Consider the following 25,281-nt stretch of genomic DNA (forward strand, 5'->3'; position numbering starts at 1 on the left):
TCCCGGCGCACGCCCCGGCAATCTTCAGGAGCGTTTCATGCAGTACCTGCCGCGCCCCGCGCGCACGAGATTCCCCCTCAGCCTGCTGACCCTGGCCGTGCTGCTGGCCAGCGGTCCCGGCCACGCCGAAGACGTCACGACCCTGGATACTGTCACGGTGATCGGCCACGACACCGAGAGCTACGCCAGCAATCGCGCCTCCGTCGGCGGCTTCGGCGAAGCCCCGCTGCTGGACACGCCAGCGTCCATCTCGGTGTTCAACCAGGCCCTGCTCAAGGACCAGCAGGCGCGCCTGCTCAGCGACGTGCTGAAGAACGACGCCTCCACCGCCGAGGCCTACGCACCCGTGGGCTACTACGAGAACTTCGAGATCCGCGGCTACTCGCTCAACGCCGCCAGCAGCTACAAGATCAATGGCCGCACCATCACCGGCGAGCAGAACGTGGCGCTGGAGAACAAGGAGCAGGTCGAGGTGCTCAAGGGCCTGTCCGGCCTGCAGAGCGGCGTCTCCGAGCCGGGCGGGGTGATCAACTACGTCACCAAGCGGCCCCAGGACGTGCGCTCGGTGACCCTCGGCACGGACGATGAAGGCGGCCGGTATGTCGCTACCGACGTCGGCGCCTGGCTGGGCAGCGAGCAGACTGTCGGCGTGCGAGTGAACCTCGCCCACGACGACCTGCGCTCCTACATCGACCACACCGACGGCCAGCGCGACTTCGCCTCCCTGGCGCTGGACTGGAACCTCTCGCCCAACGCCCTCTGGCAGTTCGACGCCGAATACCAGAACCGTCGCCAGCCCTCGGCGCCCGGCTACCAGTTGCTCGGCGGCACGCAGCTGCCCCACGGCATCGACCCGCACGACCGCCTCGGCCACCAGAGCTGGGCGGACCCGGTGCGCATCGAGTCGCTGAACCTCAACACGCGCTTCGAGTACCGCTTCGACGATGCCTGGACCGGCAGCCTCAGCGCCTCGCGCAGCAAGGTGGTGATCGACGACTACAGCGCCTTCCCCTGGGGCTGCTACGGCGCTGCCAGTTGCGCCGACTCGGCAGTGCCCAACTACTTCAGTCCGGAAGGCGACTACGACCTCTACGACTTCCGCAGCCCGGACGACACCCGCCGCAACGACGAGCTGGAAGCCGCCCTGCACGGCCAGTTCGCCACCGGCTGGCTGCGCCACGAACTGACGGTCGGCACCTCGGCCTTCCGCCGCGTGCTGGACAGCCGCCCTGAGCTCAACGAATGGGTCGGCACCGGCAACATCTACAGCGGCATCGACGCGGTGGAGCCCTTCGACGGCGAGCCCGGCCACAGCTACCGCCACCTCGACAGCCGCCAGTACGGCCTGTTCGCCAGCGACCGTGTCTCACTGAATGACCAGTGGCAGGTGGTGCTGGGCGGTCGCCAGGTCCGCCTCGACGAACGCACCTTCGACAGCGAAGGCGACACCACCCGGCATACCCGCCGCTCGGAGTTCTTGCCCAATGGCGCGGTAATCTTCAAGCCGCGCGCCGATATCTCGATCTACGGCAGCTACAGCAAGGGCCTGTCCCTGGGCGGCGAAGCGCCGTGGTTTGCCAGCAATGCCGGCGATACCCTGGCGCCCACCTCCTCGCGCCAGGTCGAGTTCGGCATCAAGCAGGAGCTGCCCGGCTTCGACTGGAGCGCCGCGCTGTTCCAGATCCACCAGGCCTACCAGTTCGCCCGGCCCAACGGCGACGGCACCTTCACCTACGTGCAGCAGGGCCAGCAGAAGAACAGCGGGCTGGAGTTGTCCGCCAGTGGCCGGGTAACCTCCGCGCTGCAATTGAGCGGCAGCGTCGCGGCGATCCGCTCGCGGGTAGTGAACAGCGGTACCGACGACTACGAAGGCCACCAGGCGATCAACGTCCCGCGCCAGCGCGCCAGTCTTCAAGCGGACTATGCGCTGGCCGGCGTGCCGGGACTTTCCCTGCTTGGCGCGGCGCGCTACAGCGGCGCCAAGTACGCCGACCGCGATGGCGCAGTAGAGGTCGGCGGCTACACCGTCTATGACGCCGGGGCACGCTTCAGCACGCGCATCGGCGACTACCCGACCGTGCTGCGGCTGAGCGTCGACAACCTGTTCGACAAGCGCTACTGGCGCGATGTCGGTGAATATTTCGGCGACGGCTACCTGTTCCAGGGTGCGCCGCGCACGGCTCGCCTGACGGCGAGCGTCAACTTCTGAGGTAAGCGCAAGATGTCTGCTCTGGAAATCATCGCGGTGATCGTCAACGTGCTCGGCGTCTGGCTCACCGCCCGGCGCATCCGCTGGTGCTGGCCGGTGAACGTGGTGGCGGTGCTGCTCTACGCGTGGATCTTCTTCAGCGTGAAGCTCTACTCCGACATGCTCCTGCAGCTGGTCTTCGTGGTGCTGCAGTTCTACGGCTGGTGGCAGTGGAGCAAGGGCGGCAGCGACCACGGCAAGGTGCGCGTCGAACGCCTGCCCCTCACCACCGCCGTCACCAGCTGCCTGGCCGGCGCTGCCGGCGCCTTCGCCCTGGGCTGGGCAATGCACACCCACACCGATGCCGCTCTGCCCTGGATGGACGCCGCGCTGACCGCCTTCAGCCTGGTGGCGAGCTTCTGGGCGGCGCGCAAGTACGTCGCCAGTTGGTGGCTGTGGATCATCCTCGATGTGCTCTACACCGGGGTCTTCCTCTACAAGGCGCTGTACCTCACCGCCGGGCTCTACGCCGGCTTCGTGGTACTGGCGATCTACGGCCTGCTGGCCTGGCAGCGCGAGCTGCACGAGCAACCGCCGGCCCTCGCCGCCGGCCATTCCTGAGGATCGCCATGCTCTACCAGGCCATCCCGCCGCACTACGCGCGCATCCGTGACCAGCTGGCCGCGGACATCGCCCAGGGGCGCTTCCTCGCCGGGCAGAAACTGCCCCCCGAGCGCGACCTCGCCGAGCGCTTCGACTGCACCCGCGTGACCCTGCGCCAGGCCTTGCAGCAACTGGAAACGGAAGGCCTGATCTACCGCGAGAACCGTCGCGGCTGGTACCTCAGCCCGCCGCGCATCGACTACGACCCGACGCGGCTGGTCAGCTTCATGGACTACGTGCGCCGGCAAGGCCGCGAGCCGCTGACCGAACTGCTGAGCGCCGAACGCCGCCGTGCCGGCGCCTGGCTGGCCGCGCGCATGGGCCTGCCCTCGCCGGACGAACCGGTGTTCCGCCTGCACCGCCGCCGGCTGATCGACGGCCGCCCGGTGCTGGTGGAGATCAACACCCTGCTCGCCAGCTGGTGCCCGGACCTGCTCGACGCGCGCCTGGACCGCTCGCTGACCACCGTGCTGCGCGAGCGCTTCGGCAAGGTGCAGACGCGCTGCACGCTGAACCTGCGCCTGGGCACCGTCAACGACGACCAGGCCGAGCTACTGCAACTGGCCTCGGGTGCCAGCAACCTGGTGCTGGAACGGTTGAACTACGCCGAGGACGGCCTGCTGGTGGAGTTCGACCAGGAATTCTGGCGGCCGGACGCCGTATCGGTGGCCGTGCAGGCGGATTTCCCGTCGCGGCCGTTATAGCTGAATAAGTAATTACCAAATGCTAATTCAGTATTTCTGGTTCTAACAGGATCGCGGCTAGGCTAGCTCCAACTTCACCGCCACCGGCTTGACTGCAAGCCTTCTGGAGCCGCCATGGACCGCACCGACAACATCATCGACCTCGCCCGCCACCGCACGCGCCGTCAGGCACGCCGCCAGGCCGAGCTGATGTGGATGCTGTACGCGCAGCGCGCCGGCTACGACGCCTTCCAGATCGTCCAGCAAAGCCGCGACAGCGGCCGCCGCGAGGCCTGATCCATGGGCCTGCCGCTCGCCACGGAGCTGCCCGCCGTGGCGTTCGATCCGACACAAAGTACGCCCGGCACGCCCGAAGACCCCATCGGCGAGCGGGTCGCCCGCAACCTGCTGCGCCTGCGCGCCAAGCGCAACCTCTCCCTCGACGGCCTCGCCCGGCTCTGCGGCGTGAGCCGTACCATGCTTGCGCAGATCGAATCCGGGCGCAGCGTCCCGTCGATCAAGGTGCTGTGCAAGATCGCCCAGGGCCTGAAGGTCTCGGTCGCCGCCTTCCTCGACGACCGCGCCTTCGAAGGCGTGGCCGTACTGCCCGCGCGCGACAGCAAGCGCCTGGTCAGCGGCGACGGCGCCTTCGTCAGCCGCGCGCTGTTCCCCTTCGACGTCTCGCGCCAGGTGGAATTCTACGAACTGCGCCTCAAGGGCCTAGCCACCGAACACTCCACCGGCCACGCACCGGGCACCCAGGAAAACCTCGTAGTCGCCCAGGGCGTGCTGGAAATCAGCGTCAACGATGAACGCTTCCTCCTCGGCACCGGCGACTCCATCCTGTTCTACGCTGACCAGCCGCACAGCTACCGCAACCCGGCGGACAGCGAAGCGGTGGCGTATCTGGTGACGACTTATGCGGAGCGGTTGGACTGAGGCTGAGTCCCTCACGCCTGACGAACGATCAGACGGAATTTCCAGACGGGTCTGAATGACAAGGCAATGGCCTAACTGGTGGGATCGTCGTTCCCCTGGAACGGACGCCTGCCATGCTCATCAACGCCGCTCACCGGTTCTTCGACCACAGCCGCCACACCCTGCACGTCAGGGACGTTGAAGCCCCGCTCGACGTGCTCGCTTTCGAGGGTGACGAAGCCCTCAGCCAGCCTTTCACCTACCGCATCGAATTCACCAGCACCGATCGCGACCTCGAGGGCGACAGCTTCCTGTGCCGGGACGCCAGTTTCAGCCTGCGTGCCCCGCCCGAGCAGTTCGGCATCCCCGGCTACACGCCACCGATTGCCGCGCCACTGCGCACCTTGTACGGCACCATCACTCGCTTCGCCCTGCTGGCCTACTCGCGGGATGAATCGCGCTACGAAGTGACCTTCGTGCCGCGCCTGAAGCTGCTGGGGTTCGCCCGTCAGTACCGCATTTACCAGAACCAGAGCGTGCCGGAGATCGTCGAGCAGGTCCTGCGGCGCAACAACTTCGCCGGGCAGGATTTCCTCTTCCAGCTGACCCGCGAGTACCCGCAGCGCGAACAGGTGATGCAGTACGGCGAGGACGACCTGGCCTTCATTCAGCGCCTCACCGCCGAGGTGGGCATCTGGTATCGCTTCAGCATGGACGAGCGCCTGCGCATCGAGGTGCTGGAGCTCCACGACGACCAGCGCCACTACCTGCCCGCGCCGTCCCTGCCGTTACGCCCGCTCTCATCGCTGGAGTCCAGCGGCCAGGATGCCGTGTGGGGCCTGCAGAGCCGCGATGAACTGGTGCTGCAGCAAGTCAGCAACCGCGCCTATCACTACCGCGATGCCGGCGCTTCGCTGGATGCGCAGGTCGACCTGCTCAAGTCGCCACAGACCACCTATGGCGAGGCCTACCACTACGGCGAAGCGCACCAGACCCTCGGCGACGCCTACGCCCAGGACGAAGACCTGGAGAGCGAAAGCGGCTACTTCTATGCGCGCCTTGCCCACGAACGCTACCTCAACAACCGCACGCGCCTGACCGGCAGCACCAGCAGCCCCGTCCTGGTCCCCGGTCAGGTGCTGAAGCTAGATGCCGTCGACGAGGCCTACGCGCCCGGCGCGGTGATCGTCCGCCTGCACAGCAGTGCCGCCCGCGACCGCAGTTTCGAGGTGCACTTCGAGGCCATCCCTTACCACGAACAGGTCTGCTTCCGCCCCGACGTGCCAGCCAAACCCGTCATCGCCGGCAGCCTGCCGGCGCGTGTCACCAGCCCCGAGCCGAACGACCTGTACGGCCACATCGACAAGGAAGGCCGCTACAAATGCCACTTCCTCTTCGACCGCGACCATTGGCCGGCCGGGCGTGAGTCCCTGTGGCTGCGCTTCGCGCGGCCCTATGCCGGCGACACCTACGGCCTGCATTTTCCGCTGATCCAGGGCACCGAAGTCCGCGTCGAATTCGAAAACGGCGACCCCGACCGGCCCTACATCGCCCATGCCATGCACGACTCGCGGCACCCCGACCTCGTCACCCTGCAGAACTACAAGCGCAACGTGCTGCGCACGCCGGCCAACAACAAGCTGCGCCTGGACGACACACGCGGCCAGGAGCACATCAAGCTTTCCACCGAGCACAGCGGCAAGAGCCAGCTCAACCTCGGGCACCTGGTGGACGCGCAGAAGCAGAAACGCGGCGAAGGCTTCGAGCTGCGCACCGATGGCCACGGCGCCATCCGCGCCGGCAAGGGCCTGTTCATCAGCGCCGACGCCCAGCCCGGCGCCCAGGGCGAAACGCTGGACATGCAGGCCGCCGTTCGCGAGCTGGAGCAAGCCCTGCAAGAACTCCGCGGCATGGCCCGCGACGCTGCGCTGGCCATGGTCGAGGCACCGGACCTCTACGCCCCCGAACAACTCAAGGCCGCCCTCGACCTGCTGCAGCAACCCGGCATCCTCGCCAGCGCCCCGGACGGCATCGCCCTCACCAGCGGCCAGCACCTGCAGATCGCCGCCGCGCAGAACCTGATCGCCACCGCCGGCGCCAACATGGACATCAGCGTCGCCAAGCGCTTCACCACCGCTGTCGGCGAAGGCATCAGCCTGTTCGCCAGGAAGCTGGGCATGAAGCTCTTCGCCAACCAGGGCCCGGTGATCATCCAGGCGCAGAACGACGGCCTGGCACTGCTCGCCCGACACGGGCTGGACATTGTCAGCACCGAAGACGAAATCCGCATCACCGCCAAACGCAAGATCACCCTCAACGCCGGCGGTACCTGCATCACCCTCGACCCGTACCACATCGAGCTGGGCACCAAGGGCGACTTCACCATCAAGGCCTCGCACTTCGACATGCGCGGGCCGGCCAAGCTGCATCCGGACGTCCCCTGGCTACCCCGCGAACTGAACGACGAACCCAAGCCCCAAAGCGGCTACCCCCTCTCGCTGTAAGCGAAGCGCAAGGACCCTTCCGATGATCATCAGCCCTCCCTTCATTCCCGCCCCGATAGCGGGTGAAACCGACGAAGCCTTCGTCGAACGCGCCATGCCTGGTGGCCAGCCCGGTGATGGCGCCTTCCCGCTGAGCTTCGACCTCAACTGGCACGGCGGCATGCACCTCAGTGCCCCCCGGGAGAACGGCCAGCCGCTGCCAGTACGCGCCATCGCGGACGGCAAGCTGGTTTACTTCCGCGCCCCTACTGCCAAGACCAACGACGAATTCCACGCTCTCAAATACCGAACCCCGCAAAGCGTCGACGATGGCTGGACTGACAACGGCTGCCTCGTCCTGCGCCACGAAACCGAGATCGGTGAAGGCGAACGCGGCCAAGTGGTGTTCTTCTCGATCTACATGCACCTGTCGAAAATCAACATCGCCAACCCGCAGATCAACCAGCGCATCTACCGCAAGGACAGCATCGGCGAAGCCGGGCAAATCTACGGCAGCGCCGGCAAGATTCACTTCGAGATCATCGCCGACGACAGCCAGATCGCCCACCTCACCGGCCGCCAGCAGCGCGACCTCGACTACCAGGCCCAGGACGGCCGCACCGACAGTTGCTGGGGCGACATGTACTTTTTCGTTCCTGCCCCGGTGCAGGGCTACGCCTCGCCCCCCAACAACTTCGCGCAACCCACCAATCCGTCGGCACTCAGCTTCCAGAGCCCAAGCTTCCCCCCAGGCTGGTACGACGCGAACGGAAAGTTCACTTCGCTGGCCGTAGTCACCTCGCAGATCGACGGATACCGGCCGGAAATCGTCGGCGAAATGAACAAGGGCCTGATCGTGCGCATGCGTTATGAACGGGGCCAATGCCAGCTCACCACCTACTTCCTCGGCGGCGAACTGATTGGCACCCAGCAGGAAGACACGGACTTCGAATACAACCTCTACACCACAGCGACCCGCCGCTACCCCGGCTGCCCCAGTGCCGGCTATGAACTACTGCGCTTCGGCCGCGTGTTGGGGCCAGATGCCCTGCAACCGGCCAACGCCGCCCACTGGCGGAAGATCAGCCTCCCGCCGCGCACCGAGGCCGGCGAAACGGAGCGCAACGCCTGGTTCAACCTCAACGCACCCGGCGTCACCCGCTTCAGTGATGCCGACTTCCCCCACTGGATGGGCTGGCGCCTGATCGACGACGACACCAACGAGGACAGCCACTGCCAGTCCGACTACATCCGCGGTCTGCTCGAACCGCCGAGCTACCTGAGCGACCCGCCGCCACGGAAACCCGATGCCACCACCATTGCCACCTCGGCGGAGTACGACAGCATGTATGACGGCGACCGGCGGCGGCTGTCCGAGCAGTACCTGGATGAGCGGGAACTGAACACGACCCGGCTGAAAGAGCCTGAGAATCAGGCCAAGCTCAAACGTCTGATCTGCAAGTTCCCCACTGAATGGGCAAAGAATGATTTCGATGTTCGCTATGGGTGGCTGAAACGGGTCGCTGATGGTGGGCCTATGCCGGAAGATGATTTCAAGAAACTTGAGCGACACCATCACGCGTTGGCGTTTTGGGAGGAGGCTGGCTTAGAGGGGATAGAAAGCAAGCATTGGCATTTCCCGCCAAAAGAATTTGTTATGTCATTTAAGCGGTGCGGCTGGATATCTCCAAACGAATTAACTCAGTTAATCCCAAAAAACGTCATCCGAAAGCCGGGATCAAACAACTCCCCAAGCCAAGGCATATGGGAGCAACCGAACATAACAGCCGCGATTAATTTCATAAAAAAACACTCAGTAGAAATAAACAGAACCCTGCAAAAATTCTTGATAAACACCCCAATAAGGCAAGCATGCTTCTTTGGAAACTCAACACAAGAGACTAGCTGGTTTAGATATCTCAAGGAGTCAAACGGAAACAACCCAACGCTACATGCTGGCTGGTATGGAAGAGGCCTTCTCCAACTTACCAACCCAAATGGCAATCTCGGAGACGGGAACAACAACTACTACAAGTATTTCAGGTTCATTGGAAAAAACCCAAGCACCCCAGCAACGGCAAACGAATTAATCTGGCGAGATGAAATCGGCGAGATATCCAGACAGGCTTGTCACAGTGCGGGGGCCTACTGGATATGGCCCGACAAATCCACCCCAACCTCCAACAACCCGAGTCTACCTCAAGTGGGGAATGCCAATCGCTTTTCCGACATCCCATCGGCAAATAATAGAAGACAAATACAAACCAATAACGGCTCAAAGATTTGGTACTTCAATCAGTCCTTTACGGACACTGCCACTGCGGTTAACTACCCAGCAGCCACAGGCAGTGCAAGCCCAAACATGAACGGCTTAGTCGACCGATCAACAGCATACACAAACGCAATCATGGTGTTATCAGACACGCCTCGATTCGAGGGAGCTAATGGGGAGCATACCGACACTCCTGAAGACTTCCAAAGAAGGACATTACCATGAATAAAAAAACCATACTCGCGACCATCGCAATCGCTTTAAATTCCGCAGCCAGTGGAGGAGAATCACAATCAGCCATTAAAAGTGAAAAAAATCACCTCTGTGGCTACAGCATCAGTGGAAATACATTAAAGAATACTAAAATTATAGAATCAAAAACAAGCAATGGGGTACAAACAAACAAAATAACAACAACAATGGAGACAGGCAAAAAAAATATACCTGCCAGCATCAACATCTCTTGCTACACAGCTCCACCCCTCACAACAGAGGAACCCACAAGAGCAAAGCTTGAAATAGAAAAGGAGGACTCAGGAGGTCGATATTATAGAGTGGTGAACTGGGAAAAAGAAGTGCATGGCAACAACTGGGTAGCGACTGTTGCCTACGTAAACTCAATATTTGGAGACGGGCACAAGAGCGCCGTTCCAGACCAATTCCTGGCATGCCCCAAAGCATCTAATAATCCGTGCTTCTATGTAAACATAGACCCTTCCACTCCATTATCAAAAAGAGAATCTATGCAGATTAAAAATCTCATAAAAGACATATCAATCACCCCACAACCATAATCAGAAAATAAAAAGTGGACAGATGCTTCGCATCTCTATCCTTGGTTCACCGATCAGATTTAGAGCAGAAAATAAATACGTCCACCTTTCGGTCTTGCTGGCATTCAGCAAAACTTAACTCCCTGGTGAAAATGGAAGATCAGTAAGACCATAAACTATAATCAGACCAATACCATGAAATTCACAGCCACAATACTTTCAACACTCCTCACCTCTCAAGCAGCACTTGCATTGGAGTGCACGGCCAAAAATAAAAAATATCAAGTTGCTGAGTGCAAAATAAATAAATTATGCGCCACTGATGGAAATAGAAATATCGAACTAAGCCAAGACATATCTGCTGGTGACAAAATTGAATGCAAGGATGTAAATTTTGATGGCTATCAAGACATCATAGTCTCACATCCGCCATCAGGACAGGTTCAACTTTCCTCAGTATTTCTTTACGACAAATCAAAAGATGAATACGTAAAAAATGACAAAATAAGCAATCTGCCTTGCTTGCAAATAGATAAATCAAGACGAATAGTCTCTGGGACTTGTTTCTCGTCAAGCAATTGCGACAATTGGATAGAGCAGTACAAATACCGAAGTGACGGAGAACTTCAATTATCACTTATCAAAGGAACATATTGCGAACCTTCAACCGGGAACGCATTCAGCTACATCGAAACCTATAAGAACGGTCGAATATTTAAAAAGCAAGTAAAAAGGCTGAATGACAAGTGATGATATTGCAGCTTAACCCGTCCTGCTACTGCAGAGATATAGAAACAGAAAGGAGATAGGAAGTATGACACTTCCATTCCCGGAGGACTACACTAGCCGGAGACCATTTAATTGATAAGACCCAAAGTAAATATTTTGACAATTATCTTCATCTCAATGCAAACAGAGGCCGCCCCGCTTTCGGGAGGGCCGTACAGGGAAATATCTAGCGAATCAAAGGCGGAATATATACTATCAGCAAGTAAAGATTGCAAAGTAAGGCTCACAGATAAAAAGAACGATAAACAGTCCGACGCCGATTACTTCGCGCAATATTCCATAATAAAATCCTGGTCGTGTGTCAATGCCGGAGAAGCTCTTCAATATGGATATGAAACCGACGACATCAAGGTAATTTACAATTATAAAGACAAAATCTGGGGAATGCACAACTTTAGCCATAAAATCAAAGACCAAAAATCAAATATTTACAATTTAAAATCCAAAGACTCTTACGGCTACTTAGTAACAAATAACGCCCCAAAACTAACATTCCACTTCTGCATGATCCATAACTATCAAGCACTTTGTGGCGATGGAGAAATCTCTACAAAAGACCCCAAAGATGTCACCCGACTCCAAAATATATTAAAGAGCTTTGATTTTTCCGAATAATCCCAATCACAAAAGAAAGGGGACAGATTTATTTTTCTCTCTCCGCCCTCTGGTTAACTAATCAGATTTAGAGCAGAAAAATAAATCTGTCCCCTTTTTTGATACAGACATCGGAGCGACACCCGACGTTTCCAGAAAAGTAGGATCAATTGTGAATTTAGGCCATCCAAATGGCACACCTCACGGGAACAGCTTAAGAACTCAAGCATTTGCCAAAATCTGGAGAACACTAAATGACAAAACTTAATAGATTTATATTCATATTTATGGCGACTGCAGTTCAATCCAACTCAGCCCTGGCAGACCAAGACAGCCAACACTGCAATGCGAGAAGAGTGTTTCCATCAAACTACAGAACGGAGTGCAAAAAAATAGAGGAAATTACTGTAATTACGGCACAACGAAACGTCGAAAAATCCGCATACGCAACAAATTTAGACAACATTCCAATAATTTTAATTCTTGGCGACAAACCACACTTCATTACAAGAAAAATATCATCATCAGAAATCTATACAGAGCTATTTAATCTGCCAACCCCTAACAACTCAACACTCTCTCCATCAACAGCGAGAAAAAAAATCGCGCACCCAAACTGGAAACTAATTGACATGAGAACAATCGAGTACAAAGGAGCAAAAGAAGAAAACGGACAGACTCTGGTCTGCCTAACGTTATTGAATACAAAAAAGAAGACAATCAAAGCATTGATAAAATGCAGCGACTTCTATGAAGAGGATATACAGGAAATAAATAACCTTGAAAACAACCTGAAATAACCTCACCATGAGAACCCACTCAATCTAAATAAGAATTTGACAGACTTACATACCCAATCCAACCATGAATACCCTAGCCACGTGAGGAAGAAAGGGGACAGATTTATTTATCACCACCCTCCCCTAATACAAACCTTGCCTTCAGTAGTAACAAACCCCATTTTAAGTCTCGAAGAATACAAAAGGCCCGGCAAGTTCCCCTGCCGGGCCTTTCTCATTTCAGCGCCCCGCGATCAGCAGGTGCAGCACATCATCGGCATGCCGTTGCAGCTCATCATCATGGGCATGCCGCAGTCCATCATCTTGTTCATCAGCTGGCAGCAGTTGTTGAGCATGTCCATGCTCATACCCTGCATCGGCATCATCTTGCACAGCATCATGTCGCCCTGCAGGGAGCACTCCATCATGCACTTCATGGCGGGCATGCCCATGTTCATGCCCATCATCGGCATCGGCATCATCGGGTTCATCATGCCCATCATCGGCATCATGGCCATGGCCGGCTGGGACAGGCCCATCATCATCAGGTTGCCGCAGTGCATCATCATCGGCATGCCGCAGTTCATCATCATCGCCATCATCTCGGCGCTGTTGCGGAACAGGGCCATTTCCATGCCCATGGCCGGCTTCATGCGGCACAGCATGCCGTCGTCGAGCATCTCGCATTCCAGGGTCGCCATCATCATCGGCATGCCCATCATCGGCATCATGGCGTTGGTGTTCATCGGCATCTGCATGGCGTTCATCATGGTGGAGCTCCCTGAATGGATTGGAATGAAGTGCTGCGAATGGGGCCGATTCTAGGAAGGCGCAGCGGCGCGACAAGATGGCGGGGGAACGGCGGTTTCTGTCGGATCCCCTCGCGATTCGGATTCGATGATTTCCGCTTTGTTCGCAATAGCTTCAGTTACGACGCTGAAACGAATTCCAGCGAATCCCTGGAGTGACTTTCGGCAACATGGATATCCCATCCAGTGCTTAGCAAAGAACCGTAGTGAATATTGAATCTAACCCGCTCGCAAAAACTTCGTTTCTGGCGGCAAGCCACGTCCTAGAGCGCTTACATGCCTATTCCAGACTCACCAATTCAGGCATATGAGAATGCGTTTTTAATATTTAATGAAATAACTAGTGAGCTTCTATAGTGGCGGTCTGGTTCAACTGTCATCCCATCGCAAGGAAGTCCCATGCTCCGCCACCTGCTCGCCGCCAGCCTCGCCCTGGCGCTGTTCGGCTGCGCCACTGCGCCCGCTCCTTCCGTCCATACCACCAACCCTTCCACTTCCACCCTGCAGGGTGATCCGACCCGGCCGGCGCAGGCGCAGTGGCTGCGTACCGAGTTGTACTTCGCGCTGGGCCAGGAGAACGGCAAGGAGAAGATCAGCGAGCAGCGCTGGCGGCAGTTCCTCGACCAGGAGGTGACGCCGCGCTTCCCGGACGGCTTCACTGCCTACGATGCCTACGGCCAGTGGCGTGACCACGGCGCGTCCGCGCCCGAGCGCTTGAGCACCAAGGTGATCGTGATCCTGCATGAAGACAGCGCCGCGCGCGGCCAGGACATCGAGGCGATCCGCCTGGCGTGGAAGCGCATCACCGGCGACCTCTCCGTGCTGCGGCTGTCGCAACCGGCGCAGGTTTCCTTCTGATGAGCGAATTCCGCGAAACGCTGTACGCGGGTTACGCCCAGGCGCTGAGCGTCGATGAGCCGATCTACCAGGGCAATACCGGCCAGCAGGAGGTGCAGGTGTTCCGCAACCGGCGCTTCGGCCGTGTGCTGACGCTGGATGGCGTGGTGCAGACCACCGAGGCGGACGAGTTCGTCTATCACGAGATGCTCACCCACGTGCCGATTCTCGCCCATGGCGCGGTGCGCCGCGTGCTGGTGATCGGCGTGGGCGATGGCGGCATCCTGCGGGAGATCGTGCGGCATGCCGGCATCGAGGAAATCGTCGCGGTGGAGATCGACCCGCAGGTGGTCGAACTGTGCCGCGAACTGTTGCCGAAGCATTCGGCCGGCGCGCTGGATGATCCGCGCCTGCGGCTGGTCTACGCCGATGGCCTGGAGTACCTGGCGCAGAGCCGCGAGAGCTTCGACTTGATCCTTTGCGACTCCACCGATCCGGGTGGCCCCGCTGCCAGTCTGTTCACCGATGCCTTCTACCGCAACTGCCAGCAGCGCCTGGGCGCCAGCGGCATCCTCGCCACGCAGAACGGCGTGCCCTTCCTCCAGCCGGAGGAACTGGGCGGCACGGCGCGGCGGTTGGCGGACAGTTTCGCCGACTGGGGCTTCTTCCATGCGGCGGTGCCGACCTACATCGGCGGCAGCATGGCCTTCGGTTGGGCGTCGAACAGCGAGAAGGTTCGCCGCACCGACCTGGAAACCCTGCGCCAGCGCTTCGCGAAGAGCGGCCTGGTGACCCGCTACTACACCCCCGAGGTGCACCAGGCGGCGTTCGCCCTGCCGCGCTACATGCTCGACCTGATCGAGGCCGGGCTTCAGCGCGACAGCTGAGGGTTGTCCAGGCGCTGCGGCGTCCAGTCCGGGTCGCGGGCGCGAACCGGGCTGCTGACCTGCAGCACCGCGGTGCCGAAGCGCTGCTTGAAGTCCGCGCCGATCTGCGCCAAAGCCTGGCGCGTGTAGGGGTTGTCGGCGTGGATCAGGATCAGCATCCGCGACGGCAGCTTCTCCGGCCCGCCACTGGGACCGCGCCACTGGCCGTGCAGGTCGAGCCAGCTCAAGCCGTCGGGGAAACGCGGCGTCACCTCGCGGGCAAGGAAGTCCTCCCACTGCGACAGTTCCACCGCTTCCAGGTACAGCTCGGTGCGCAGCATGCGCCGGCCGCTGGCTTCACCGCTGGCGCTGGCGGTCGGTTCGTTCAACCAGAGCCCGAGCACTGCAGCGAAGAGCACAATCAAGGCGCCATTGCGCCACAGCACTTTCGCGCGCATCAGGCGCCCTCCTCCGACCAGCTTCGCGCCTGCCCCGCTCGCGGGCGCAGGATCAGTTGCAGCACGGCGCCCAGCGCCAGCACAGCGACGCCGAGCAAGGCGCCCCAGCCGACATAGGCGACGCTGGAATACAGCATGTACAGGCACACCGCGAGGAAGCCCAGCGGCAGCCAGGGATAGAGCGGCACGCGGATCGGCCGGGGCACTTCCGGGTGACGGCGGCGCAGGACGATCAGTGCCACGCTGCTGAGACTGAGGAACAGCCAGTACACCGGGGTCATGTACTCCACCATGGTGTTGAAGCCGTGACCGCTCCAGCCGCCGACCGCAATCAGCAGCAGCGCCACCACGCCCTCGGCCAGCAACGCGGCGCGCGGTACGCCGTGGCGCACATCCCAGCGGCCGAGCACGCGCAGCGCCGGTACGTCGCTGGCAGCGGCGTAGGTGGTGCGGCTGCCGACGATCAGCGTGGAGTTGATGCTGGCCACCGCGGAGACCACCACCACCGCCATGATCAGCCCGATGCCCGGCGCGCCGAAGGCCAGCCCGAGCAGTTCCAGTGCCGGCGCGCCGCTGGCGGCCAGGCCAGCGAAACCCAGGCCGCGGATGAACGCCCAGTTCAGCGCCAGGTAGATCAGCAGCAAGGCCGCCAGTGCGCCGAGCATGGCGGTGAAGATGCCCCGGCGGTTATCGCGCAGCTCCGCCGACAGCGTGGCCGCGTCGCTCCAGCCGCCGAAGGCGAGGAACACGTAGATCAGCGCGGCGGAGAAGCCGGCCACGCCGACCTGCTCCGGCTCCACCGGCGGCGCAACGGGCGGGACGACGCCGCGCCACTCCAGCCACAGGCCGGCGCCGACGATGCCGAGGAAGCCCGCCGCCACCAGCACCACCAGGCCGGCCTGGGTGCCGAAGCTGGTCCGCCAGCCGACGAGGTTGAGCGCCACCAGCGCGGCGACCAGTCCGCCCGCCAGCAGCACATTGCCCAGCTGGCCGAGGCCGAGCAAGGCGCTGAAGTGATCGGCGAAGAGGAAGGCCATCAGCGCGATCCAGCCGGTGTGCAGGATGGCGAAGCGCGACCAGGCGAACAGGAAGCCCACCCGCTGGCCGTAGGCACGTTCGAGGAAGTGGTAGTCGCCGCCGGGATGGGCGAAGGCCGAGGCCATCTCCACGTAGCACAGGGCGCCGACCATCGACAGCAGGCCGCCGAGAATCCACACCAGGTAGAAGTGCTCCTCGCCGACGTTGAGCGCTACCGTGGGCGCGGTCTTGAGGATGTCGCTGGTGATCACCATGCCCAGCGTCAGCAGCAGCGCGTGGATAGCGCCCAGGTGCCGGCGCGGGCCGGCCGGCTTGTCAGCGGCGAAGTTGTCAGCCATGGGTCGGCTCCGCAAAAGGAGTCGGGGCCGCGATGCGGCCCCTTGGATTTTCAGAAGAGCCGATCAGAACGAATAGCTCGCACGGGCGTAGTAGTACGCACCGTTGGAGCCGATCGGCGAGAGCACGTCGTACGGCAGGTTGCCGCCGTAGTTGATCTCCGAGCTGGAGCGTTCCGGGTAGTTGTCGGTGAGGTTGTTGCCGCCCACCGCCAGGCTGAACTGCGGGGTGAACTTGTAGGCCACCTCGGCATCCAGCTGCCATACCGCGCCGTAGGTCTGCTCCGGGTGGTAGCCGTCGCCGAAGTCGAACACGCGGGTGGTCTCGCCCTGCCGGGTCAGGCGGCCGAGCAGGTTCCACTGCGCATCGCTCCAGGTGGTGGTGAGGATGAAGCGGTCCCTGGGCGCGGCGTCGGTGAGGGTGTTGCGCTCCTCCACGCCGACCAGCGCGTCCTCGCCGATGCCCAGGTTGCTGAGCTGTTGCGGGGTGGCCTTGGTGCTGCGCACCTTGGTGTGGTTGTAGGTGTACGCGGTGGTCACGCCCAGCTGGCCGCCGACGAAGGGCTGGTGGTAGTTGAGCACCAGCTCGGCGCCATCGGTGCGGGTGTCGGCGGCGTTGGTGAAGAAGTTCACGTCGTGCACGCCAGCGACGCCGAAGTTGTCCTGGATGAACTGCTCCATGGCGTCGCTGCCGATGCGCTGGGACAGGGTGATGCGGTCATCGACGTCGATACGGAACACATCGAAGGACAGGTCGAAGCGATCATTGAGCTGCGCGGTCAGGCCCAGGCTGAAGTTCTTCGAGGTCTCCGGGTCGAGCTTCTCGGCGCCCAGCGCGCGGGCGATCGGATCGTTCACCGAGAGCACGCGGATATCGGTCAGCGTGCCGCCGTCGCCGAAGTTGCTGGTGGTGCTCTGGTAGCCGACCTGGGCCAGCGATGGCGCACGGAAGTTGGTGGACGCCGCGCCGCGCAGGGCCAGTACCGGAGTCAGCTGGTAACGCCCGCTGAGCTTGCCGGTGAGCTTGCTGCCGGCATCGTCGTAGCGCTCCCAGCGTGCAGCGGCATCGACGAAGAACTGGTCGGTGAGATCCCCCGACAGATCGATGTAGGTGCCGAAGACATTGCGGTCGATATCCGACTCTTCGCTGGGGCGCAGGCCGTTGGCGCCGTCCGCGCCGACGCCGTAGTACGAGGCCTCGTCGCCGGCGGTGGTGATGTAATTCTCGTAGCGGTACTCGCCACCGAGCGCGAGCACGAAGGGCCGCCCGGCCAGGCTCAGCTCGCGGCTGAGGTCGAGGTTGGCGACGCTCTGGCGCAGCTCGTAATCACCCGTGTCGAAGCGGGTCGGCGTGTCTTCGCCCAGCGAAGCGTTGAGGGTACGCCGGGTCGAGGATTCGAAGCGGTTGCGACCGTGGGTGACGCTGGCGTCGTAGTCCCAGGTGTCGGCGATCAGGCCCTTGTAGCCCACGGTCCCGGAAAGGTCGGTGTTGTCGCCCAGGGACTGCGGCAGGTAGCCGTTGGGGTAGATCTCCGGGTGCTCGTCCGGGTAGCGGTAGAACTCCGCGCCCGTGGTGTGGCGCTCGTTGTACAGGCCGAAGGAATACAGCTTGCCGCTGCCCAGGGCGACATCGCCGTTGAACCAGGCGTTGACGTCACGCGCCAGGCCGTCGCCCATCACATAGTTGCGTTGTCCGGGGGTGTCGGCGAAGCCGTCGTAGCCGGCGCGGTTGGTCGGCTCGCGGTTGATGAATTCCGCGCCGCCACGGACGAAGCCGTCCTCGCCCAGGCGGGTGCCGGCCTTGGCGGCGGTGTAGGAGTTCTGGCCGTCGGTGGTGGTCTTGCCGATGGCGTCCTGGTGGGTGTGGTAGGCGCCATAGCTGGTGGTCACCTCGCCGCCTTCGGGGGCGTCGTCGAGGATGATGTTGATCACCCCGGCAATGGCATCGGAGCCGTACTGCGCTCCGGCGCCGTCGCGCAGCACTTCGATGCGCTTGATGGCGCTGATGGGGATCGAGTTGAAGTCCACCGGCGCGGTGCCGCGGCCGATCTTCGACGAGTCGTTGACCAGCGCCGAGGTGTGCTGGCGCTTGCCGTTGATCAGCACCAGCACCTGGTCCGGGCTCATGCCGCGCAGCTGGGCGGCACGCACATGGTCAGCACCACCGGAGTTGGACTGGCGCGGGAAGTTGAAGGACGGCAGCAGCGTCGCCAGGGCCTGGCCCAGTTCGCCACCGACGGCGCCGGTGGATTGCAGGTCCTGCGCGGTGAGCACATCCACCGGTACTGGGGAATCCAGCAGGGTGCGGTTGTTTCCGCGGGTGCCGGTGACCAGCACGGTCTCCAGCTTGGTGGTGGCCTCGGGGGTCGACGAACTTTCGTCGGCGTGCGCGGAGGCCTGGGCGATGACCGAGGCCACCGCAACGGCAATAAGGGAACGGGATAACACGCGAAATACTCCTGTCTCGCTTAAAGAGCGCCACTCGCCGTTGGCGGCGAGTCCGGAACTCCGCTTTTTTGGGTTCTTTTGACTTGAGCGGTTGGTGTCGGAAGTCCGGAAACCGCGAGCGACTGTCCCCCTCAGGGTGGAGAAAACAGTGCTCGGGAAAGCGCTCCAGGTGTCACGGCCGGTCACTGTTCGTGATGAGCGAAAAGGCGCGGCTCTCGGTATCGCGGGTCATCCATGACCCGATGGGGAAGGCGTCATCCTAGCTAGTGGCAGAATGCTTTCAAACGAATAAAAAATGCTTTGTTTATAACTATTTACAGTGACCTGACAGCAACAACAGCCAGTGTTGCTGGAGCAACAGCGAGCCCTTCAATCGAAGGCCTTGCGCTCCCATTCATCCTCGGGAATATCCAGCGCGGCGCCGGAGAAACGCTCCTCACGGAACGGGTCAGCCTCGTTGTGGAAGCCGTTGCGCTCCCAGAACCCGTGGCGGTCGCTGGTGCTGAACTCCAGCTCGCGCAACCACTTCGCGCTCTTCCAGAAATAGCGCCCGGCGATCACCAGCCGCAGCGGCCAGCCATGCACCGGGGTGAGTGGTTCGCCGGCGTAATGCGTGGCGAGCAGGCTGTCCGGACGTAGCAAGTCCTCCAGCGGTAGATTGGTCTCATAGTCGTGGTCGGCGTAGGCCATGACGAACTGCCCGGCTGGCTGCACACCGTAGTGCTCGAACAAGTCGGACAGGTGCACGCCGCGCCAGGCGGTGTCGAACTTCGACCAGCGCGTGACGCAATGGATATCGCAGACCAGCTCACGCTGCGGCAAGGCCAGCAGATCGTCCAGGCTCAGTTCCAGCAGCTGCGGCCCGAGATTTTGCCCAGACAGTGCACCGGACAGGCGCAGGCGCCAGGTTTCGCGCGCGTATTCCGGTACCTCGCCCTCATGCAGGATCGGAAAACGCTCGGTCAGTACCTGCCCCGGCGGCAGGCGCTCGCCATAGCGCGGGTCGCCCTTGGGCGAACGCGCCTTCTTCAGGCGCCCGGCCTTGTCATGCATCGTCCGATCCTCAGTTGGCCAGCGGAATCCACGGCGCCTGCGCGACCTTCTGCGCCTCACCGAAGGCCGGTACCTTGCGCGCCAGGTCGCGGACGTTCTTCACGTCCAGGTCCAGCAGTTGCTGGCGGGTAATCAGCGTCGGCGGCACCAGCACCTGCTCGCCGGGATTCTCCCCGGCGATGCGCAGCGCCAGACTGCGTACGCTGATGGCGCCGGCCACTTCCGGATTGACCGCCGCGGTGGCGCTCCAGGCGCTGCCCTCCTCCTTCATGATCTGGATGTCGGCCGTGGAAATATCGGCGCTGTAGATCTTCACCTGCTTGCCCAAGCCGGCCTCGTCCACGGCGATCTTCACGCCCTTGGCGAACTCGTCGAAGGGTGCGAAGAACACGCTGATGCCAGGGTTGGCGCGCAGCACCGCGCTGGCCTGATCAGCCACCGAGTTGGCGATGGGGGCATTGAGCGTGCCGAAGCGCGCCTTCTCGACGATGCCGGGGTTCTCGGCCTTCACCTGGCGCCAGATTTCGTCGCGGCGCTCCATGGGGGTGAAGCCGTCGATGTACACGTAGCCGGCCTCGAAGGCATTGCCGTTGTCCTGCAGCACCTGCTTGAGCGCCAGGCGCGCCAGCTCGCGGTGATCCTGCTCGACGCGGGTGATGCGCGGGTCGTTCACGTCGACGTCGAAGGTGACCACCTTGATGCCCTTGGCCAGCGCCTTGTCGATGGAATCCTTGAGCGTCTCCGCCAGGCCGAGCTGGACGATGATGCCGTCCACGCCCAGGTCGATGGCCTGCTCCAGCATCTCGCGCTGGGTGGCGGCCTGCTGGCGGGCGTCGAACACGCGCAGCTTCACGTCCAGCGCATCGGCCTGCTTCTCCACGCCGCGCAGGTAGGCCTCGGGGAAGTCGCCGGAGAACAGGTAGCCGACCAGCGCGATCTGCACGCCGCCCTTGTCGAAAGGTGCCGGCGCACCGGGCAGACCAGCCGCCAGCGCAGAGGTTGCGCCGGACAACAACAGGCCGGCGGCGAACAGCGCGCGCAGGGATTTGGCGGGGGTGAATTTCATCCGTTGAATCTCCGAAAAAAGCGATCAGCGCCCGCGCCGGGCCAGACCGAAAGTGAACATCAGGGCTGCGACCAGCACGGCACCCTTGACGAAATCCTGCGCGTAGTAAGGCGCGTTGAGCATGGTCAGGCCGTTGAGCAGCGTGGCCACCAGCACGGCGCCCACCAGGGTGCCGAAAGCATTGGGCTTCTGCGCGCCGAGCACGGCAAAGCCGATCAGCGCGGCACCGAGGGCATCGAGCACCAGCCCGTTGCCGGAACTGACGTCGCCCCGCCCCAGGCGCGCCGCCAACAGCAAGCCACCCAGCGAGGCCAGCAACGCCGACAGCACGTAGGCGAGCAGCTTGTAGCGCTCCACCGGCGCACCGGCGAGGCGCGCGGCCTGCTCGTTGCCGCCAATGGCGTAGAACAGCCGGCCCGGCCGCGTGCGTTCGAGGAACAGCCAGACCAGCAGCGCGCAGCCAAGCATGATCACCACGGGCACCGGTACGCGGTCCCACAACTGGGCGCGCCCCAGGGCGAGAAACCCGCTGGCGAAGGCACCCGGCGCTTCATCGCCGTTGGGCAAGGTCATGCCGACGGCGATGGAGCGGCCACCGGTGGGAATCAGCTGCACGCCCACCACCAGGAACATGCTGCCGAGGGTGGCGAGGATGTCCGGCACGCGCATGCGCACGATCAGCCAGCCATTGAGCAGCCCGACCAGGGTGCCGAGGCCCAGGCTGATGAGGACCGCCGCCAGCGGCCCCCAGCCCAGGACCACCATCACGTAGCTGGCGCTCATCAGGCTCAGCGCGGCGACCGCGCCGATGGACAGGTCCAGCCCGCCCACGGTCATGCTCAGGGTCACGCCCAGGGCGAGCAGCGCGACGATGGACACCGATTGCAGGACCAGGAACAGGTTGCCGACCCGCAGGAAGGCCGGTTCCAGCAACGCGAACACCAGCACCAGCAAGGCCAGCAGCAGGAGCAGCGCGTAGTGGATGAGGAAGTCGAGCAGGCGTGCGACGGACAGCGTCGCCGGGCTGCCCACGGCAGTTCTAGACACGCACGGCTCCTTTTTCAGACATGCGAAATTTCCTGATGCGAAGGGTGGATCGGAGTGAGGTGGGCGACGATCTCGCTGCGTTGCAGATCGTGCCGGGGCAGTTCGGCGACCACCGCGCCGTCGCGGACGACGAGAATGCGGTCGGCGATTTCCAGGGCTTCGTCCGGGTCGCTGCAGATCACCAGCGTGGCGCGGCCGGCGGCGCTGGCGCGGATGCGTTGGCCGATGTCGCGGCGGGCGCGCACGTCGACGCCCTGGAAGGGCTCGTCGAGGATCAGCACGCGGCCCTGCCCCAGCAGCCAACGAGCGAGGATGACCTTCTGCTGATTGCCGCCGGAGAGCAGTTCCAATGCGGACTCCATGCCGTCTCCCTGGATAGCGGGCCCTTTGATGCCCAGCACTTCGATCTGCTCGGCAACCGCCGCGCGCTCGGCGTTGCGGTCGATGAAGCCCAAGCGCGTGAAACCACGCAGGAACGGCAACGTCATGCTCGCGCGCACCGAGAACCCCGGCACCCGCGAGTTGCGCGCGCGGTCCTCGGCGGCGAAGAACACTCCGGCCGAAATGGCTTCGCGCGGTGTGCGCGGCAGCCAGTCGCGTCCATCGAGACGGATCGCTCCCGCATGGTGCTTGCGCAGGCCGAACAACACTTCGGCGATCTCGCTCTTGCCCGCGCCGAGCAGGCCGGTCAGGGCAACTACTTCGCCTTCATGCAAGTCCAGGTCGAAGGCCGCGCTATGGGCTTCGAGCTGCCAGTCGCGCAGGGACAACACGTTCGCGCCACGCTGCAAAGGCAGCAATCCGGCCTCGCCCAGCGCGGCGCCGAGCATGGACTCCACGGCAGCACCGAGGTCCAGTGGCGCATTGAATTCGCCCACCAGGCGGCCATCGCGCAGCACCAGCGCGCGGTCCGCCACGCGTTGCAGGTCCGACAGGCGATGGGAGATATAGAGGATCGCCACGCCGCGTTTGCGCAGATGGTCGATGAGATGGAACAGACGCTCGGCCTCGACGGTCGACAGCGATGCGGTGGGCTCGTCGAGGATCAGCAGGCGCGGTTTCAGCGCCAGTGCGCGGGACAGGATCACCAGTTGCCGGTCGGCCGTGCCGAGGGTTTCGATGGACGCCTGCAGCGGCAGGTGCAACTCCAGGGCCGCGGCGATTTCGGTGGCACGCTTGAGCACCTCGCCAGGGCTGAACAGGAACGAGCCGGAGGCGCCGCAGAGTTCGTCCAGCAACAGGTTTTCTGCAACGCTCAGGCCGGGCACCACGCCTTGCTCCACCTGCTGATGCACCGCGACGATACCGTGGCGACGAGCATCCTGCGGCGCGGCGAAACGGACTGCCTCGCCATCGATCAGCAACTGCCCGGTGTCGTGGGCGTGGGAGCCGGCAAGAATCTTCACCAGCGTCGACTTGCCCGCGCCGTTGGCGCCCAGCAACGCGAGTACTTCGCCCGGGCGGATGTCGAGGTTCAGGTCGACCAGCACGCGGTTCTCGGCAAAGGATTTGCCGACGCCATCGAGGCGGAGGAATGCGGCGGTAACGGACTGGGTGGACATGGGGCTCTCTGTACGAGACGCGAGTCGGCGCGGAAGAGCGAGAGCGCCGTATCAGAGCTTCGCCGTTGGACTGAGCGGCGATTCTTTTATAATCTCAAATCATGCATCAACTTATTTTTAATATCGTTTATGCATAAGCTAACAACCGCTCCACCGCTGCGCCCCTCGCTGTTCGCCCAGCAACAGCGGCCGAAAAAACGGCTGACGCGTCCGCAGGCGGACGGTTAGCATCCTGAGCATTCAACCCGGAAGTGAGTAGTCGAGATGGCGAACGAAACCTACATTCCCCCCCGCGTCTGGACCTGGGACAAGAGCAACGGCGGCACCTTCGCCAGTATCAACCGGCCCATCGCCGGCCCGACCCATGACAAGCAGCTGCCGCGCGGCAAGCACCCGTTGCAGCTGCATTCGCTGGCCACGCCCAACGGCGTGAAGGTCACCATCCTGCTCGAGGAGCTGCTGGAACTGGGCGTGACCGACGCCGAGTACGATGCCTGGCCGATCAAGATCGGCGACGGCGACCAGTTCGGCAGCGGTTTCGTCGAGATCAACCCGAACTCGAAGATCCCCGCCCTGCTGGACACCAGCGTCAAGCCGGAGCTGCGCATCTTCGAATCGGGCTCGATCCTGGTGTACCTCGCGGAAAAGTTCGGCCACTTCCTGCCCAGGGACCTGGCCAAGCGCACCGAGACGCTGAACTGGCTGTTCTGGCAGATGGGCAGCGCGCCCTTCCTCGGCGGCGGCTTCGGCCACTTCTACGCCTATGCGCCGGAGAAGTACGAGTACCCGATCAACCGCTACGCCATGGAGGTCAAGCGCCAGCTCGACGTGCTCGACCGCCAGCTCGCCGAAAACCGCTACATCGCCGGCGACGAGTACAGCATCGCCGACATGGCGATCTGGCCCTGGTACGGCGCGCTGCTGAACAACCAGGTGTACGAGGCGGCCGAGTTCCTCGACGTGGAGAGCTACACCCACGTGCGCCGCTGGACCGACGAAATCGCCGCGCGCCCGGCGGTACAGCGTGGCCGGCGGGTCAACCGCACCTGGGGCGATGATGCGTTGCCGGAGCGGCACAGTGCGGAAGATTTCACGCGCTGAGGCTGTCACTGATATCCCCGAGTGAATCGGGTTCGCGAGCAAGCTCGCTCCTACAGGACCAGCGCTGGCTTTGGCTTTGGCTTGATGAGTCTTCCAGAGAGACGCCCACACGCTCCGAACCGCCCCGTTCAGGAGGCCTCGTTGAATTGGAGTTTCAGGGGTTGAGCGACACGGATGTCGCGAGAGCGCTGTCGGGCCAGGGATGGCCCGTCAGCGCGTGCCCCTGAAACTTCAATTCAACGAGGGAATTTTTCGCCTAGGCGAAAAACCGGATGTCCGGGGCAAGACCTTTTGGTTCCTTTTGGGGCGTTTGCCAAAAGGGACTCGCCCGAGGGGGCGAAACCGGAAGTTCGCGCGCACGCCGAAGCGACGCTGGAAACCAAGGCGCGAGGCATACACATCGCGGACGGAGTCCGCTCCTACGAACAGGCGCCGTGCCACAGCGGTTCGCGAGCAAGCTCGCTCCTACGAAAAGCAAAAAACCGGGCCCTCTTTCGAGGCCCCGGTTTCTGCATTTCA

Annotated in this window: 22 protein-coding genes; 14 read left to right on the forward strand and 8 right to left on the reverse strand. The window is 62.2% G+C overall.

Annotated elements, in window-relative coordinates; translation table 11 throughout:
• The first annotated feature begins 37 nt into the window (after positions 1-37).
• From ACKI1H_RS22655 to ACKI1H_RS22705, 11 genes are all read left to right on the forward strand, one after another.
• The gene (locus ACKI1H_RS22655; protein WP_440466411.1) at positions 38-2,209 is read left to right on the forward strand and encodes a TonB-dependent siderophore receptor; all 2,172 of its coding nucleotides are present in this window, start codon (positions 38-40) and stop codon (positions 2,207-2,209) included.
• 12 nt (positions 2,210-2,221) lie between these two features.
• Positions 2,222-2,809, forward strand: a complete 588-nt coding sequence (gene pnuC, locus ACKI1H_RS22660; protein WP_440466412.1) for a nicotinamide riboside transporter PnuC — start codon at positions 2,222-2,224, stop codon at positions 2,807-2,809.
• 8 nt (positions 2,810-2,817) lie between these two features.
• Entirely contained in the window at positions 2,818-3,555 is a 738-nt protein-coding gene (locus ACKI1H_RS22665) for a UTRA domain-containing protein (RefSeq protein ID WP_138521081.1), read from the forward strand.
• A 114-nt stretch (positions 3,556-3,669) separates the two neighbouring features.
• Positions 3,670-3,831, forward strand: coding sequence for a hypothetical protein (locus ACKI1H_RS22670; protein ID WP_017519129.1), 162 nt, complete (start codon positions 3,670-3,672; stop codon positions 3,829-3,831).
• Positions 3,832-3,834: 3 nt separating this feature from the next.
• Positions 3,835-4,473 carry a helix-turn-helix domain-containing protein gene (locus ACKI1H_RS22675; RefSeq protein ID WP_440466413.1) on the forward strand — a complete coding sequence of 213 codons (639 nt, stop codon included), beginning with the start codon at positions 3,835-3,837 and terminating at the stop codon, positions 4,471-4,473.
• Positions 4,474-4,586: 113 nt separating this feature from the next.
• Positions 4,587-6,956, forward strand: coding sequence for a type VI secretion system Vgr family protein (locus ACKI1H_RS22680; RefSeq protein WP_440466414.1), 2,370 nt, complete (start codon positions 4,587-4,589; stop codon positions 6,954-6,956).
• Between the two features lie 22 nt (positions 6,957-6,978).
• A complete protein-coding gene (locus tag ACKI1H_RS22685) occupies positions 6,979-9,432 on the forward strand; it encodes a hypothetical protein (RefSeq protein ID WP_440466415.1) in 2,454 nt (817 codons plus the stop codon).
• Positions 9,429-10,001 (forward strand): hypothetical protein, encoded by a 573-nt coding sequence (locus ACKI1H_RS22690; protein ID WP_440466416.1) that lies wholly within the window; start codon positions 9,429-9,431, stop codon positions 9,999-10,001. Before ACKI1H_RS22685 ends, ACKI1H_RS22690 begins: the two co-directional genes overlap by 4 nt.
• 174 nt (positions 10,002-10,175) lie before the next feature.
• The gene (locus tag ACKI1H_RS22695) at positions 10,176-10,730 is read left to right on the forward strand and encodes an XAC2610-related protein (RefSeq protein WP_440466417.1); all 555 of its coding nucleotides are present in this window, start codon (positions 10,176-10,178) and stop codon (positions 10,728-10,730) included.
• A 111-nt stretch (positions 10,731-10,841) separates the two neighbouring features.
• On the forward strand, positions 10,842-11,384 hold the full coding sequence (locus ACKI1H_RS22700) for a hypothetical protein (RefSeq protein WP_440466418.1): 543 nt from the start codon (positions 10,842-10,844) through the stop codon (positions 11,382-11,384).
• 233 nt (positions 11,385-11,617) lie between these two features.
• Positions 11,618-12,163, forward strand: a complete 546-nt coding sequence (locus ACKI1H_RS22705; RefSeq protein WP_440466419.1) for a hypothetical protein — start codon at positions 11,618-11,620, stop codon at positions 12,161-12,163.
• A gap of 233 nt (positions 12,164-12,396) precedes the next feature.
• Here the strand turns inward: ACKI1H_RS22705 and ACKI1H_RS22710 are convergent, their stop codons facing one another.
• A complete protein-coding gene (locus ACKI1H_RS22710; protein ID WP_138526856.1) occupies positions 12,397-12,912 on the reverse strand; it encodes a hypothetical protein in 516 nt (171 codons plus the stop codon).
• Positions 12,913-13,350: 438 nt separating this feature from the next.
• Between ACKI1H_RS22710 and ACKI1H_RS22715 the strand changes: the two genes are divergently transcribed.
• Complete coding sequence (locus tag ACKI1H_RS22715) at positions 13,351-13,809, forward strand: DUF3574 domain-containing protein (RefSeq protein WP_440466420.1); 459 nt, start codon at positions 13,351-13,353, stop codon at positions 13,807-13,809.
• Positions 13,809-14,675 (forward strand): polyamine aminopropyltransferase, encoded by an 867-nt coding sequence (speE, locus tag ACKI1H_RS22720; protein ID WP_440466421.1) that lies wholly within the window; start codon positions 13,809-13,811, stop codon positions 14,673-14,675. The genes ACKI1H_RS22715 and speE overlap by 1 nt, the downstream gene beginning before the upstream one ends.
• Here speE and ACKI1H_RS22725 read toward each other — a convergent pair.
• The 7 genes from ACKI1H_RS22725 to ACKI1H_RS22755 form a co-directional block, all read right to left on the reverse strand.
• Positions 14,660-15,112, reverse strand: a complete 453-nt coding sequence (locus tag ACKI1H_RS22725; protein WP_440466422.1) for a DUF3574 domain-containing protein — start codon at positions 15,110-15,112, stop codon at positions 14,660-14,662. The genes speE and ACKI1H_RS22725 overlap by 16 nt on opposite strands.
• A complete protein-coding gene (locus tag ACKI1H_RS22730) occupies positions 15,112-16,488 on the reverse strand; it encodes an APC family permease (protein ID WP_440466423.1) in 1,377 nt (458 codons plus the stop codon). The genes ACKI1H_RS22725 and ACKI1H_RS22730 overlap by 1 nt, the downstream gene beginning before the upstream one ends.
• Before the next feature lie 63 nt (positions 16,489-16,551).
• On the reverse strand, positions 16,552-18,933 hold the full coding sequence (locus ACKI1H_RS22735) for a TonB-dependent receptor plug domain-containing protein (protein ID WP_440466424.1): 2,382 nt from the start codon (positions 18,931-18,933) through the stop codon (positions 16,552-16,554).
• A gap of 369 nt (positions 18,934-19,302) precedes the next feature.
• Positions 19,303-19,986, reverse strand: coding sequence for a molybdopterin-dependent oxidoreductase (locus ACKI1H_RS22740; protein WP_440466425.1), 684 nt, complete (start codon positions 19,984-19,986; stop codon positions 19,303-19,305).
• A gap of 10 nt (positions 19,987-19,996) precedes the next feature.
• Complete coding sequence (locus ACKI1H_RS22745; protein ID WP_138526863.1) at positions 19,997-21,052, reverse strand: substrate-binding domain-containing protein; 1,056 nt, start codon at positions 21,050-21,052, stop codon at positions 19,997-19,999.
• Between the two features lie 24 nt (positions 21,053-21,076).
• Positions 21,077-22,099, reverse strand: coding sequence for an ABC transporter permease (locus ACKI1H_RS22750; RefSeq protein WP_440466426.1), 1,023 nt, complete (start codon positions 22,097-22,099; stop codon positions 21,077-21,079).
• Positions 22,100-22,113: 14 nt separating this feature from the next.
• Positions 22,114-23,661, reverse strand: coding sequence for a sugar ABC transporter ATP-binding protein (locus ACKI1H_RS22755; RefSeq protein ID WP_440466427.1), 1,548 nt, complete (start codon positions 23,659-23,661; stop codon positions 22,114-22,116).
• 264 nt (positions 23,662-23,925) lie between these two features.
• Here ACKI1H_RS22755 and yghU point away from each other — a divergent pair, with 264 nt between their 5' ends.
• Positions 23,926-24,762 carry a glutathione-dependent disulfide-bond oxidoreductase gene (gene yghU, locus ACKI1H_RS22760; RefSeq protein ID WP_440466428.1) on the forward strand — a complete coding sequence of 279 codons (837 nt, stop codon included), beginning with the start codon at positions 23,926-23,928 and terminating at the stop codon, positions 24,760-24,762.
• Positions 24,763-25,281 lie beyond the last annotated feature (519 nt).

The organism is Pseudomonas sp. YH-1, from assembly GCF_051990045.1.
Lineage (GTDB): Bacteria > Pseudomonadota > Gammaproteobacteria > Pseudomonadales > Pseudomonadaceae > Pseudomonas > Pseudomonas nicosulfuronedens.